Below are 14119 nucleotides of genomic sequence, written 5' to 3' on the forward strand. Positions count from 1 at the left end.
CAATTTTGGAACATATATTAGGACAAGAATGGGAAATTGTCCCTGCAGGAGGCGCAACTGGAGAAGCCTTTTTTGCGAGCCATAAAGACCAGCGGCTGTTTCTGAAACGGAACTCATCTCCATTTCTCGCGGTATTATCAGCAGAAGGCATCGTCCCAAAGCTTGTGTGGACAAAAAGGCTGGAAAATGGCGATGTCATAACAGCACAGCAATGGCTACCAGGACGAGAGCTTAAGCCGCCAGATATGAATCAGGAGCTCGTAGCTAGGCTGATTAAAAAAATTCACCGCTCAGAGCCGATGCTTGGTATGCTTAGCCGTTTAGAAAAGCTGCCAATAGATCCTGATACCATATTTCAAACGGTAATGGAAGAACTGGATAAGGAAGTTCAATCATTGCCGGTTGTTAATAAAACAATAGGGTTTTTAATTGAGGAAGCACCGAATGTGTCTTGTGACGAAAAAGTGGTTTGCCACGGTGATATCAATCATAACAACTGGCTGCTGACAGAAGACAACCAGTTGTATTTAATTGACTGGGATGGCGCCATGATAGGAGACCCGGCAATTGACCTTGGAATGCTTCTATACATGTATATCCCAGAGGAGAACTGGTATAGCTGGCTTGTCATGTATGGAAAACCTTTAACAGACCATTTAAGACTCCGAATGAAATGGTACGTTGCTCTTCAAACTTTATCGACCATTCAATGGTACAAAAACAAAGAACGTTTTCAGGAAATGGAAAAATGGGTAAGTTTTTTAGATGAGCTTTTGTAATTAGGAAAAAGAATCAATATCATGAACCCACTGAGATAAATGATCTTGATTTGAAAGAATATGCTGATCTAAATCGTCTGAATAGGCACCGTGCTGACTATAATTATATACCTCTTGTAAAATGCTTTTTACATTTTGGTCAACCTGTGAGTTAACCATTAATGATTTTACTAACCGTTCCAATTGTTCACATTCAGCGACGGATCCACAGCAATCTGTTTGATGATTGTTTAAGATGTCCTTAAGTAATGTTACTTGGTCTTGATGACTTAACGGCATATTCGTACACCCTTTCAAGTGAAAGTAAAAAAAAGAATTCACAGTTAGGTTGTGAATTCTTTTTTTGTTTATGCATTCATGCATTTACCAATAATAAAATTAATAGAAATTATAGGAGTGTCAAAATGAGACTTAGACATAAACCCTGGGCAAGGGAAAGAATCGAGCAGCATCCACAGTATATAGTCGCGATCCCTGAAACTTATAAGGGGAAATGGCATGAAGTTTTTAATAATCATCAGCCGATTCATATTGAGGTGGGAACGGGCAAAGGTCGCTTTATTACCGAGATGGCAAAGGCGAATCCAGAAGTAAATTATATGGGGATTGAGCTTTATGATAGCGTCATTGTTGCTGCTTTAGATCGGTTAATTGAAGCGGATCTGCCTAATTTAAGGCTTTTAAATGTGGACGCTGCAGATTTAAATAAGTATTTCGAAAAGAATGATGTCGATCGAGTTTACTTAAATTTTTCCGATCCATGGCCAAAGGTCCGGCACGAAAAGAGACGGTTAACCTATAAGGACTTTTTAAAGCTGTACGAAGACATCTTGGTCGATAAAGGTGAAATTCATTTTAAAACAGACAACCAAGGCTTATTTGAATATTCATTAAAAAGTTTTTCTGAATATGGCTTACTATTAACCTTCTTGAGCCTTGATCTTCACAAAAGTGAGTATGAAGGAAACATCATGACAGAATATGAGCAAAAGTTTTCGGAAATGGGAAACCGCATCTACCGATCTGAAGTAAAATATCAAAACTAACACTTTTAGGACAGTTAAATGTAACTGTCCTTTTATTTTTGTAAATGGTCCAATGATGGTAAAATGTAGAAAAGGGCTAAGGGGGCTGGAGATGGAGACTTTAAAAATTGGGAATGTACAGATGACCTGGTTAAAGGGCGGAGTAACGAATTTAGATGGTGGTGCGATGTTTGGTGTTGTACCAAAGCCATTATGGTCTAAAAAGTACCCTTTTAATGAAAAAAACCAGATAGAATTAGCTACAGATCCCATTCTTGTTCAGCACGATGGTAAGAATTTCTTAATTGAGTCTGGACTGGGTTTCGGCAAATTGTCAGAGAAACAAAAAAGAAATTTTGGAGTTACAGAAGAAAGAGACGTAATCAACTCCTTACAACAGTTGAATTTAAGCCCGAAGGATATCGATTATGTCTTAATGACACATCTTCACTTTGATCACGCAGGAGGGCTTACAACGCTTGTCAGAGGCGATCTTGTCTCCGCATTTCCTAACGCAAAGATCATCACGTCCCAAATTGAATGGGACGAAATGAGGAACCCAAATATTCGTTCAAAAAGTACATACTGGAAAGAAAATTGGGAAGCTGTTCAACAGCAGGTATTTCCATTTGATGAGAAGTGGAGCTTAGGCCCTGTCAATATGTTTCATACGGGAGGGCATAGTAATGGTCATTCCATTGTTACGATTGAAGATGGCGGAGAAATGGCCATCCATATGGCTGATATTATGGGTACACATGCCCATTTTAATTCTTTATGGGTTATGGCCTATGATGACTATCCTATGGATTCGATTGCCGCTAAAGAAAAATGGATCCCGTATGCTATAGAGAAAAAGGCATGGTTTACTTTTTACCACGATGCCTTCTACCGGGCAGTTAAATGGGGAATTGACGGGCAAATTATTGAGAGCATAAAGCGGGAAAAATAGGTAATAAATAAAACAGCCGTATTCGCTTCACGATACGGCTGTTTTGCTTACAAGACGGTTTCCGGAGTTAATGTTTTTACATCTAGGAGAGTTCCTGTAGAGGCATCAGCGATAAATTCGAATTGTTCAGTGCCAGCTTCCTGGCTTTTTGATATTCCACCCTTATAAACTTGATAGTGAATGCGATGCTTTTCATACGGCTCGGCTTCCATATGTATCCAAGATCCGCTAATCTGTCCATCTTGCCCAAATTGCTTCTTTACGTTCTCTAATACTTTTTCAGGTGATACATATGTCTTTTGTGAAATGATTTCCTTTGCAGCATAACCGCTTATAATGCCGACAGCAGCACCAAGGATAAATGATTTCCAGTTCATATTACACCTCCAATAAGTTTTGATGGGATTCTACTTCCAGTATATCGCATTTAGCTTTGAGAAGATAACATAACAATGAAACAAATTAAATATGGTAAGAGCAGTTAAACTTCAGTAAAATAAATTTATACATAGTAAAAAAGATTGAGGAGGAATTCCTGTTGAACGAACAAACGTTAAAGCTATTTAAAACGCTGACAGAACTGCCTGGTGCACCGGGGAATGAACATCTAGTAAGGAGCTTTATGCGTGAGCAGCTCTCGCAGTATTCAGATGAAATCATTCAAGATAATTTGGGCAGTATTTTTGGTTTAAAAAGAGGTAATGACCAAGGGCCAACAATTATGGTCGCAGGGCATATGGATGAAGTTGGTTTTATGATAACAGGTATTACTGAAAATGGAATGATTCGTTTTCAACCATTAGGCGGCTGGTGGAGCCAGGTTCTCTTGGCACAGCGGGTACAAATCATCACAAACAATGGTCCAGTGATCGGTGTCATCGGTTCTATTCCTCCTCATTTGTTAGATGAGGCGAAGCGAAGCAAGCCAATGGACATTAAAAATATGTTAATTGATATCGGAGCAGATAATCGGGAAGATGCCATCCGGATTGGAATTAAACCAGGGCAGCAAATATTACCGATTTGCCCGTTCACCCCAATGGCAAATGAAAAGAAAATTCTTGCCAAGGCATGGGACAATCGCTATGGCTGCGGTTTAGCTATCGAATTGCTGCAGGAATTGAAGGATGATACATTACCTAATACTTTGTATTCCGGTGCAACAGTACAAGAAGAGGTAGGCCTCCGTGGTGCTCAAACGGCAGCTAACATGATCAATCCTGATCTTTTCTTTGCCCTTGATGCCAGCCCTGCTAATGATATGACGGGTGATAAATCAGAATTCGGTCAATTAGGAAAAGGGGCTCTTCTTAGGATCCTTGATCGGTCGATGGTAACACATCGTGGTATGAGAGAATTTGTCCTTGATACGGCAGAAACACATGATATTCCATATCAGTATTTCGTTTCCCAAGGTGGAACGGATGCAGGCCGTGTTCATTTGTCTAATGAGGGTGTTCCAAGTGCTGTCATTGGCATTTGTTCTCGTTACATTCATACCCATGCTTCAATGGTTCATGTTGATGATTATGCTGCGGCTAAGGAACTATTAATTAAGCTGGTTAAAGCATGTGATCAAACAACAGTGGATTCTATAAAAGCAAACAGCTAATTTTGAAGGGGCATTCAATATGCTCCTTTTTGTATACTTTGAAGTTATGAGGGAGTAGATAAAGTTGAAAATCATAATTGGATCGACTAACCCAGCAAAGGTTGAAGCAGTAAAAACTGCTTTTACATACACGTATTCAGAGTTCATTTCTTTAGACATATCATCGGGTGTGAGTGATCAGCCGTTCTCTGACGATGAAACCATTAAGGGAGCGGTTAACAGGGCTTTAATGGCACTGCAACAAGGAAATGGTGATATTGGTATCGGACTTGAAGGAGGAGTGCAAGAAACGGAGCTGGGTCTAATGATCTGTAACTGGGGGGCTCTTGCCTCAAATAGCATGGAGCCGATTATTGCAGGTGGAGCTAGGTTTTTGCTTCCTGAGGAGATTGCGTTAAGACTAAGGGCTGGTGAGGAACTGGGTCCGGTGATGGATGATTATGCAAAGAAAAGCAATGTGCGGAAAAAGGAAGGGGCTGTTGGAATTTTCACCAATGGCTTAATGAACAGAGTCGAAATGTTTTCACATATAATGTGTCTGTTAATTGGCCAATATCATTATAAGAAAGACCTACAATCGGAAAAATAATAACATTTAAAGAAAAAACTTTCTTTTTCGACACGGAAAATCGACAAAAAGACTTGTCTTATGAATATTATGGAAGGTATCATAAAGATAGTTGTATTTTTCGCAAAAGGAGGAGAGAGAAACTGAAGTTCTTTAAAGCTATTATTATTTTTACACTTTTCGTTTTAGTATTAAGTGCTTGTGGCAAATCTTCTTTTAAAAATGAAAGTAAAGAGGCAACGGCTTCCGTTGAAACCACTTTAGCCGAAGCAGTGAAAAAGCCCAATAAGAAAAGCGATGAAATTCAATTCTATTTACCATTTGGTTTTGAAATAAAAGACGAATCCCCGAATAACATTATTTTAAAAAATGGCTCAAAAACATATATATTGTTCAATAATCCTCAAGAAAATGAAGAAAGTGACGTAGTGTATAAAGCTACTGCTGCACAATACGAAGACTTAGATGTTAAAAAGGAATTCAAGCAAGATAAAAAGCTAGGCTTCGTCATCATTAAACAGATGGATGCGGATTTAAATGAACTAACCGTAGGTATAGGTGGAACAAAAATAACTACACAAGTTAAAACAAGCAGTCTGAAAAACGAAGCAATAGTAATGACCCAAATCGTCTCATCAGTAGAAAATAACTAAACGAAGGGAAACCTTCGTTTTTTATTTTAGTCATTAGTTTAACAAAAAGTTTTTTTTTCAAGAGATTTTTGCGAAATCTTCGAGACTCCAGCGGGAACGACGAACCAGGTGAGACCCCACAGGTCGGAACGACCGAGGAGGCTCTCCGGGGAGCCTGCGGAAAGGGAGCTGATTTCGCAAAAAAATCTCCCCTAAAGATTCTATGATTTGAAAGTCATTCAGCAAGTTGGTAATATGTAAATACACATAGGAGGCGTTTGATTTGAAAAATTTACAGTCGATAGAACAATTTGAGCAACTTCGAGATCATGGAAACACCATTTTTATGTTTTCAGCAAACTGGTGTCCAGACTGTCGAGTAATTGAACCGGTACTCCCTGAAATAGAAGCAAAGTTTAATGAATTCACTTTCATACATGTCGACCGAGATCAGTTTATAGAAGTATGCCAGCAGTTAGATGTCTTTGGTATACCTAGTTTTATTGCCTATGAGAATGGGAAGGAACTTGGACGTTTTGTTAGTAAAGATAGGAAAACACAGGATGAAATTGAAGAGTTCATAACGAATTTGAAATAATTCGGCCTAATCCTCCATCTTCACCTAAAAGATGGGGGATTATTATTGAACGGTAGAAGGCGGAGGGCTACAGATGAAAATGGATAGCAAAAAAATGAGGAAAGAATTGGAAGAGCGACTAGAGGCTAAGGACCGAGTTATTTCCTATGATCGTGAAAAAGATCATCTCCGTATTGAAAGTGAAACAACAGGGAAAGGAATTACGGTTTCTCTTCCAGGCATTGTGGCAAAATGGCATACGGAACATGATAATGCAATAAATGAAGTGGTTTATTATGTGGAAGAAGGACTACGTGCAATGGCAGACACAGTCCAGTTAACAGATCATGAAAAGAAGATATTTCCTGTCATCCGCTCTACCTCTTTTCCAGCTGAAGCGGAGGAAGGTGTTCCATTTTTAATCGATGAGCATACAGCAGAAACAAGAATTTATTATGCCTACGATATGGGGAAAACCTATCGGTTAATCGATACACGCATTATGGAAAAAGAGGGATGGGAGGCCAGCAGAATCAGAGAGATAGCCCTTTTTAATGTTAGGTCCTTAGAGATTAAGCTGAAAGAAGATGAGGTTGCTGGGAATACATTCTATTTTTTAAATACAAATGATGGATACGATGCTAGCAGGATCTTAAACAAGGGTTTCCTAAACGATATGGCCCAAAAAATCTCCGGTACCATGGTCATGTCCCTACCGCATCAAGATGTGTTAATTATTGCTGATGTCCGCAATAATACGGGATACGATATTATAGCCCAAATGGCCATGAGTTTCTTCGCAAGCGGGCGCGTGCCTATCACAGCCTTGTCATTTCTATATGATGATGGTGAGCTGGAGCCGATTTTTATTATGGGGAAAAGTAAGAAACAATAAGTTAAAAAAGATCACAATGATGTGATCTTTTTTCTTCGTCTAGTAAAAGGTTCCAAACATAGGTAATTTCGACCGATTCTGCGATTTTTTGTCGAAATCTTTTAAAATACTGTTAAAATAGATTGATAGAAGAAATAGAAAGAGTGATTGTTTTGAGCTGGATCCAAAGCTTTTTTCAAAGAATTAAGAAAGATAAGGAAGAAGAATCATCTGATTTTGACCTACATAGATATAGGCAGGAAAGAGATCTGTCTCCTAGGATTAATGAAGGTGGCAAGGAGTTAAATACAAAAATCTCTTACCAATATCCAAAAGGATTTTTAAGAGATTTAGTTATTCCCGAAAAGCATGCAATTAAGATGGATAAACCTGCAATTAAGAAGGAAAAACCACAAGAGCGGAAAGCAAGAGCTCAACGACAGAATGAACGTAAGAAGGAAGACCCCTTTGAGGGTCACAGCTTCAGTAAAGTGGAAAAAAGGAAGGAGCCTGTTCCAAAACGGACTCGACCTTTTCAGCTAACGGAAATTCCATCACCTGTTCATGGCTTTAACCGTCCCCATAATAGTAAGGGCGCTATTGTTGAGCATGAATTGAGCCATTTCTTAGGTGATGAAATAGAAAAGCAAGTGAGCACTACTGCCGCTACTTTAGAAACATTGCTAGTTGAAACACAAACTGCCCCACTTCACCCGGAAATACCTGATAATAATGTCCGCTTGGAAACGGTACAAGAGGAGATTGTTACGTCTGAGTTCATCCGAGTGTCGGTTTTACCAGAAAATGAAACTAGCATGGTTGCAAACATGGAATGTCAAGATGAGAGTGAAATGGTGCACGAAAACTTAGGTTTTAAGCCTGCAATTGCAATGGAGGAAACAGTTTCGGCTTCAGACACCTGTATAGAAGCTGCCGAGAATGTAGAGAGCCAATCAGAGGAACCGAAACCTAAACGTTCGCATCTTCCTTTTAACGTCATGATGTTAAAACAGGATAAGCTCAAGTGGGAAGAAAGCAAAAAAAGAAGGGCCTTCATGGTAAAGGAAGAAGACACAAAGATTGTTACCTCAACACAGGCAGAGCCCATAAACGATCCGATTAATCTGGAGGTTAAAAAAGTAGCGAAACTCGAGCATGAAGTAGTTCAAGTGGAAGAGATAACTGAGCTGCCGATAGAACATAGCACCACTATTAACCTAACAAATGAAATAGGGTTATATGATTTTCCCAGCTCAGAGCTTTTAAGTCAACCTATTCAAGAGGAAATGGATACAGAGTGGATTAGTTATCAGGAAGGCTTATTAAATCAAACATTAACCAATTTTAATGTTGGGGCAAAGGTTGTCAATGTAACACAGGGCCCCGCTGTCACCCGCTTTGAAGTTCAACCGGAGCCAGGTGTAAAGGTAAATAAAATCACGAATCTTAGTGATGATATTAAACTAAGCCTTGCTGCAAGGGATATCCGGATAGAGGCGCCAATTCCAGGCAAGCATACAATTGGAATTGAGGTGCCAAATCAAAAATCACGCCCTGTGTTCATCAATGAAATTATTCAAAGTACCGTTTTTAATGAATCCACTTCACCTTTAACGGCGGTACTGGGGTTAGATATATCAGGGAAGCCGATCGTTACTGATTTGAAAAAGATGCCTCATGGACTTATTGCTGGTGCAACAGGGTCTGGGAAAAGTGTATGTATTAACACCATTTTAGTTAGTTTATTATTTAAAGCTAGCCCTGAGGATTTAAAACTACTGCTAATTGACCCGAAAATGGTTGAACTCGCTCCATACAATCGAATACCGCACCTTGTGAGCCCTGTAATAACAGATGTTAAGGCAGCAACTGCTGCATTAAAATGGGCTGTTGAAGAAATGGAAAGGCGCTATGAATTGTTCGCACATGCAGGTGTTCGGGATATCAATCGCTTTAATGATTTAGCTATGCAGCACAAAAGGTATTCTGAAAAGCTTCCGTTTCTGGTAATCATTATTGATGAATTGGCAGACTTGATGATGATGTCACCAGCAGATGTAGAAGAAGCCATTTGCAGAATTGCACAAAAAGCCAGGGCTTGTGGAATCCATTTGATTGTAGCTACGCAAAGACCTTCTGTTGATGTCATAACAGGACTAATTAAGGCCAATATTCCGACAAGGATTGCCTTCTCTGTTTCGTCTCAAGTAGATTCCCGGACCATTATTGATATTAGTGGTGCAGAAAAATTACTTGGCCGTGGAGATATGCTCTTCTTAGAGAATGGCTCTTCCAAACCAGTCCGCTTGCAGGGGACTTTTGTATCTGATGATGAGATAGATTTGGTCGTTTCACATGTAAGGGAGCAGCGAGAGCCTGAATATTTATTTGAGCAGGAAGAACTCTTAAAAAAGACGCAAGTAACAGAAGAGGAAGATGAACTCTTTTATGAGGCATGTGAATTTATTATTGAACAAGGAGTCGCTTCGACCTCGAGTCTACAAAGACGCTTTAAAATTGGCTATAATCGTGCAGCCAGGCTGATGGATATGCTAGAAAACAATGGTTTTATTACGAGTGCAAATGGAAGTAAGCCGCGTGATGTGTTAATTAATGGAGCTGATTTGGAGTCGTTTCAGGAGGCTGGTACCATTAAGTAAAACTGTTCGAACGGGATAAAATAATCCCTCGTATTCTTTGGGAACTTGAACAAATAATAAAAAGTGAAGAAGAAAGCAAATAGTTTTCATCCCGCATTAACGGGCAGTAATTGGACTAACCATTAGTGGGGGAAGTAGAGCCCCCCCCACTAATAGAAGTTTCATTTTATGTATGAACAATGTTATAATACGTTAATATGATGATAACAGCATTACATATGCAGTTATGTTCAAATTAGCAAATTTAGATAGATGTCATATACTGTTTTACATATAGACGTTGGTTGGAGGTTCTTTATATGACTATTTACCATTTTGTAGGTATTAAGGGGTCAGGGATGAGTGCATTAGCACAAGTTCTCCATGATATGAAATTTGAGGTGCAAGGTTCCGATGTCGAAAAGCGCTTTTTTACTCAGGTGGCCCTTGAACAATCAGGAATAAAGATCTTCCCCTTTCAAAAGGCGAATATCAAGCCAGGCATGACCATTATTGCTGGCAATGCATTTCCAGACTCGCATGAGGAAATTCAAGAGGCGATGAAGCTAGGGCTCCCTATTATTCGCTACCACCGGTTTTTAGGCGATTTCATGCAGAACTTTACCAGCGTCGCAGTAACTGGTGCACACGGTAAAACTTCTACTACTGGATTGCTGGCACATGTCATAAAGGGAGCTAAGCCTACCTCCTTTTTAATTGGTGACGGTACTGGGAAAGGTGAAGAAGGTGCGCAATACTTTGTGTTTGAAGCCTGTGAGTATAGAAGACATTTCTTATCCTATTTTCCTGACTATGCCATCATGACAAATATCGATTTTGATCACCCCGATTACTTTGCGAATATTGATGATGTATTTTCGGCTTTCCAAGAGATGGCGGTTCAAGTGAAGAAAGGTATCTTCGCTTATGGGGACGACGAACAGCTCCAGAAGATCCAAGCAAAGGTTCCAGTATTGTTTTACGGTTTTAGTGAGGAAAATGATTATCAGGCAAAGAACCTTATTAAAACAACAACTGGCACAACTTTTGATGTTTTTATTCGGAGTAATTTCTACGATACATTTTCAATTCCTACCTTTGGCGAGCATAGTGTCCTAAATGCACTAGCAGTGATTGGACTTTGCCATTATGAGGAGATTGAGGTGTCGATAGTGAAGGAACAATTGATCTCATTTCAGGGCGTAAAAAGGAGGTTTTCCGAGAAGAGTATTGGGTCGCAAATTCTTATTGATGACTACGCGCATCATCCAACTGAAATTACGGCGACAATCGATGCTGCAAATCAGAAATACCCAGACCGCGAAATTGTGGCAGTTTTCCAGCCTCATACTTTCTCGAGAACGCAGGCGTTTCTAGACGATTTTGCAAAAAGTTTGAGTTTAGCAGACAAAACCTACTTGTGCGAAATTTTCGGGTCAGCAAGAGAAAATCATGGGAAACTAACCATTAACGATTTACAGTCAAGAATTGAAGGATCAGAAATGCTATCAGAGGAAACAACCTTTTTGCTTGAGAAACACAAAAATAGTGTCATTATCTTTATGGGTGCTGGGGATATCCAAAAGTTCCAGGATTCCTATGAAAAACAATTAACCCTATAAAAAAGGATGCCAGTTAAAATTCTGGCATCCTTTTTGGCTAATAGGAAAGTATTAAAAATCTACTCCATTTTTTACTTTCCTATCACGCATAAGTGAACTACGACGCATGAACCGCCCTAATGGCTCGCCAATCGGCTAGTTTTCTTTACTATTATTTTAAATGATCTGGATTTAAACCTTCTAATTCAGGTAACACAAACAAACCATCTTTTCGAACGAGGACATCATCAAAATAGATTTCTCCCCCGCCATACTCGGGGCGCTGGATATTTACCATATCCCAATGAATATTAGAATGATTGCCGTTAAAGGCATCATCGTAGCATTGTCCAGGTGTAAAGTGGAAGCTTCCGGCAATTTTCTCATCAAATAAGATGTCCTGCATCGGAGTTAAAATATACGGGTTCACACCAATTGCAAATTCCCCTACATAACGTGCCCCTTCATCTGTATCAAAGATTTTATTAATTCTTTCCGTGTCGTTTGATTCTGCTTCGACAATTTTTCCGTCCTTAAAAGTGAGTTTAACATGTTCAAAGGTAAAACCATGATAAGGTGATGGTGTATTGTAGGTAATCACACCGTTGACTGAATCACGTACAGGAGCGCTGTATACCTCGCCGTCTGGGATATTTAACTGCCCTGCACACTTAATAGCGGGAATATCCTTAATGGAGAAACTAAGATCTGTCCCTGAACCTGTGATCCTTACTTTATCAGTCCGGTTCATAAGCGATACAAGGCTGTCCATTGCTTGGTCCATTTTTCCATAGTCTAAGTTACAAACATCGAAATAAAAGTCCTCAAATGCCTCTGTGCTCATTTTAGCTAATTGCGCCATTGAAGAGGTTGGGTAGCGAAGAACAACCCATTTTGTTTTTGGAACCCGGATATCACGATGAACTTTCTTACCAATGGTACTGCCATGAATCTTCATCTTATCGTCTGGTACATCAGCTTGTTCATTGATGTTATCACCTGAGCGTAAACCTATGTATGCATCCATTTTGCTCATTACATTTGCTTCAAATTCTGCCATCATGTTGAACTGTTCTTCCCCAGCCCCTAGCAGCAAGGAGCGGTCAACTTGGTGGTCTTTTAACAGAACAAAAGGATAACCTCCAGCAAGATATGCTTCTTTTACAAGTGCGGTCACAAGTTCACGTTGCAACCCGAAGTTTTCTATTAAAACCTTCTCTCCTTTTTGAAGCCGGACGGAATAGTTGATTAAATTATTTGCGAGTTTCTGAATACGTGGATCTTTCATGATTTGCCCTCCAACGGAATTGTTAAAATACATTCTCTATTGTACCCGATTGTGGTTGAAAATTGATAATATATAACAATTTAGCTTGAATGAATTGTAATTATTAGCAGGAAAATGAGACAATAGTCTTGAATGTAGATATAGATTACCTTAAGGTTTAGTCCTGCACATGAAAGGTTATACATAATGGTAAACAACGGAGGTAGAAAAGACATATGGAAATTATTCTTTACTTAAGTGTCGCATTAATTGCGATTGCGTTTTTAGTACTTGTTATTTATTTAGCGAAAACATTGAATTCACTAAAGGAGACTCTCTCTAGTGTTTCAAAAACATTAACGGGGCTAGAAAAACAGCTCGATGGTGTCACTGTTGAAACAACAATGCTGCTGCAAAAGACTAATGCGCTTGCAGATGATATCCAGGTGAAATCTGAAAAATTGAACAGCGTGGTAAATTCGGTTAAAGACGTTGGTACAACCGTTACCAAGTTTAACGGAACACTTAAGAATTTAACTGATTCCTTTGATATCCAAGTGGAACAAAATAAAGAAAAAATCTCACAGATTGTCCAATGGGGCAATGTATTCCTAGAACTAAAAGAAAAGTGGAATGCTAGAAAGTCAGAACCCCAAAGCAATACACAAACGAAAGAAGTTCAGAGAGTTAGGTCAAAATAGTTTTATTATATTATTAAGGGAGGAATATACCATGACTACTCGAGAGCAGGAAACGAGAGAAAATAATCAAGGGGAAAATACAGAATCTGCAAGCAGTTTTTTGGTAGGAGCGATCATTGGGGGAATCGTGGGTGCTGCAGCAGCAATGCTTTTAGCCCCTAAATCTGGACGAGAAATCCGGAGTACGTTGGGCAGCCAAGCTGGGACATTAAAGGAAAAAACGGTACAGTTTAGGGAAAATGTCATGAATAAAGGCAACGAATTAGTTGCAAAAACAACCACATTATCTCAAGGAATCGTTCAGCAATCTTCAGAGCTTTTGAACAAGAAAAAGAATCAATCAAACCTTGAAAAGGGTGAAACAGAGGAAGTGAAATATATCCCAATTGGCGAGGAATCAGCCAAAAAAGAAGAACGATTAACCGCCGAAATTGACATTCAAAAGAAACTAGAAGAAGCCAAAAAAGCATTTGACGAAGAAGAGTATAAAATTACACATTAATCTTTTAAGAATGATCCTATTTTAAAGCTGAATGTTGATTTTGAACAGATTTTTGCGAAATTTGCGAGACTCCAGCGGGAAAGACGAACCAGGTGAGACCCCACAGGTCGGAACGGAGGGCACTGAAGAACTTCCGTTTTTTATATTTTATAAATAAGGAAAAGGCATTATGGATGAAAAAAGACAAAAAAAAGCAACTTCCTACCGAAATTCGAAGGGAAGTTGCTTATACCTCTGCCTATTTCCTATTCTTTTTCATTAAGAAGTTTTATTATCCGTTTGAGATTGACAGCGAATATGGTTGTGGCTCCTTGAATTTCCATACCAAATAAACCCGAGGATTCGGCTGTTTCAAAACCGTGCCCATGCTTGAGTTCACTATTTTTTGCT

Annotated in this window: 15 protein-coding genes; 12 read left to right on the forward strand and 3 right to left on the reverse strand. The window is 39.2% G+C overall.

Translation table 11 applies throughout. The features are described from left to right. The first annotated feature begins 5 nt into the window (after window positions 1-5). Window positions 6-779, forward strand: coding sequence for a phosphotransferase family protein (locus BTR25_RS19120; protein WP_075689628.1), 774 nt, complete (start codon window positions 6-8; stop codon window positions 777-779). On the opposite strand, the gene BTR25_RS19125 is transcribed toward BTR25_RS19120, so the two are convergent. Then, window positions 780-1058, reverse strand: a complete 279-nt coding sequence (locus BTR25_RS19125; RefSeq protein ID WP_075689629.1) for a YtzH-like family protein — start codon at window positions 1056-1058, stop codon at window positions 780-782. A gap of 125 nt (window positions 1059-1183) precedes the next feature. On the opposite strand from BTR25_RS19125, the gene trmB reads away from it, so the two are divergent. Both trmB and BTR25_RS19135 read left to right on the forward strand, forming a co-directional pair. Next, entirely contained in the window at window positions 1184-1825 is a 642-nt protein-coding gene (gene trmB / locus BTR25_RS19130; protein ID WP_075689630.1) for a tRNA (guanosine(46)-N7)-methyltransferase TrmB, read from the forward strand. 91 nt (window positions 1826-1916) lie between these two features. Beyond that, the gene (locus tag BTR25_RS19135) at window positions 1917-2756 is read left to right on the forward strand and encodes a YtnP family quorum-quenching lactonase (protein WP_075689631.1); all 840 of its coding nucleotides are present in this window, start codon (window positions 1917-1919) and stop codon (window positions 2754-2756) included. Window positions 2757-2803: 47 nt separating this feature from the next. Here BTR25_RS19135 and BTR25_RS19140 read toward each other — a convergent pair whose 3' ends face one another. Further along, window positions 2804-3133 carry a PepSY domain-containing protein gene (locus BTR25_RS19140; protein ID WP_075689632.1) on the reverse strand — a complete coding sequence of 110 codons (330 nt, stop codon included), beginning with the start codon at window positions 3131-3133 and terminating at the stop codon, window positions 2804-2806. 161 nt (window positions 3134-3294) lie between these two features. Here BTR25_RS19140 and BTR25_RS19145 point away from each other — a divergent pair, with 161 nt between their 5' ends. The 7 genes from BTR25_RS19145 to murC all read left to right on the forward strand — a co-directional run bounded on the left by BTR25_RS19145 (window position 3295) and on the right by murC (window position 11280). Next, window positions 3295-4368 (forward strand): M42 family metallopeptidase, encoded by a 1074-nt coding sequence (locus BTR25_RS19145; protein ID WP_075689633.1) that lies wholly within the window; start codon window positions 3295-3297, stop codon window positions 4366-4368. A 64-nt stretch (window positions 4369-4432) separates the two neighbouring features. Next, window positions 4433-4957, forward strand: a complete 525-nt coding sequence (locus BTR25_RS19150; RefSeq protein ID WP_075689634.1) for a DUF84 family protein — start codon at window positions 4433-4435, stop codon at window positions 4955-4957. 53 nt (window positions 4958-5010) lie between these two features. Beyond that, window positions 5011-5589, forward strand: coding sequence for a hypothetical protein (locus BTR25_RS19155; protein WP_083652468.1), 579 nt, complete (start codon window positions 5011-5013; stop codon window positions 5587-5589). 262 nt (window positions 5590-5851) lie between these two features. Further along, a complete protein-coding gene (locus BTR25_RS19160; protein ID WP_075689635.1) occupies window positions 5852-6166 on the forward strand; it encodes a thioredoxin family protein in 315 nt (104 codons plus the stop codon). 73 nt (window positions 6167-6239) lie between these two features. Further along, window positions 6240-7040, forward strand: coding sequence for a DUF1444 domain-containing protein (locus BTR25_RS19165; protein ID WP_075689636.1), 801 nt, complete (start codon window positions 6240-6242; stop codon window positions 7038-7040). Window positions 7041-7192: 152 nt separating this feature from the next. Then, window positions 7193-9679, forward strand: a complete 2487-nt coding sequence (locus BTR25_RS19170; protein WP_075689637.1) for a DNA translocase FtsK — start codon at window positions 7193-7195, stop codon at window positions 9677-9679. Window positions 9680-9978: 299 nt separating this feature from the next. After that, window positions 9979-11280, forward strand: a complete 1302-nt coding sequence (gene murC / locus BTR25_RS19175) for a UDP-N-acetylmuramate--L-alanine ligase (RefSeq protein WP_075689638.1) — start codon at window positions 9979-9981, stop codon at window positions 11278-11280. 151 nt (window positions 11281-11431) lie between these two features. On the opposite strand, the gene BTR25_RS19180 is transcribed toward murC, so the two are convergent. Beyond that, the gene (locus tag BTR25_RS19180; protein ID WP_075689639.1) at window positions 11432-12547 is read right to left on the reverse strand and encodes an aminopeptidase; all 1116 of its coding nucleotides are present in this window, start codon (window positions 12545-12547) and stop codon (window positions 11432-11434) included. 215 nt (window positions 12548-12762) lie between these two features. Between BTR25_RS19180 and BTR25_RS19185 the strand changes: the two genes are divergently transcribed. Next, the gene (locus BTR25_RS19185) at window positions 12763-13227 is read left to right on the forward strand and encodes a DUF948 domain-containing protein (RefSeq protein ID WP_075689640.1); all 465 of its coding nucleotides are present in this window, start codon (window positions 12763-12765) and stop codon (window positions 13225-13227) included. 31 nt (window positions 13228-13258) lie between these two features. Further along, window positions 13259-13729 carry a YtxH domain-containing protein gene (locus BTR25_RS19190; RefSeq protein ID WP_075689641.1) on the forward strand — a complete coding sequence of 157 codons (471 nt, stop codon included), beginning with the start codon at window positions 13259-13261 and terminating at the stop codon, window positions 13727-13729. Window positions 13730-14119: the final 390 nt, after the last annotated feature.

Source organism: Bacillus sp. MRMR6 (genome assembly GCF_001940785.1).
GTDB lineage: Bacteria > Bacillota > Bacilli > Bacillales > Cytobacillaceae > Neobacillus.

What these genes read in the sequence shown, in the direction of transcription:
- BTR25_RS19140 (WP_075689632.1), bottom strand. Translation starts at nt 3,133, where the DNA reads ATGAACTGGAAATCATTTATCCTTGGTGCTGCTGTCGGCATTATAAGC.
- BTR25_RS19180 (WP_075689639.1), bottom strand. Translation starts at nt 12,547, where the DNA reads ATGAAAGATCCACGTATTCAGAAACTCGCAAATAATTTAATCAACTAT.
- BTR25_RS19185 (WP_075689640.1), top strand. Translation starts at nt 12,763, where the DNA reads ATGGAAATTATTCTTTACTTAAGTGTCGCATTAATTGCGATTGCGTTT.
- BTR25_RS19135 (WP_075689631.1), top strand. Translation starts at nt 1,917, where the DNA reads ATGGAGACTTTAAAAATTGGGAATGTACAGATGACCTGGTTAAAGGGC.
- BTR25_RS19125 (WP_075689629.1), bottom strand. Translation starts at nt 1,058, where the DNA reads ATGCCGTTAAGTCATCAAGACCAAGTAACATTACTTAAGGACATCTTA.
- trmB (WP_075689630.1), top strand. Translation starts at nt 1,184, where the DNA reads ATGAGACTTAGACATAAACCCTGGGCAAGGGAAAGAATCGAGCAGCAT.
- murC (WP_075689638.1), top strand. Translation starts at nt 9,979, where the DNA reads ATGACTATTTACCATTTTGTAGGTATTAAGGGGTCAGGGATGAGTGCA.
- BTR25_RS19165 (WP_075689636.1), top strand. Translation starts at nt 6,240, where the DNA reads ATGAAAATGGATAGCAAAAAAATGAGGAAAGAATTGGAAGAGCGACTA.
- BTR25_RS19190 (WP_075689641.1), top strand. Translation starts at nt 13,259, where the DNA reads ATGACTACTCGAGAGCAGGAAACGAGAGAAAATAATCAAGGGGAAAAT.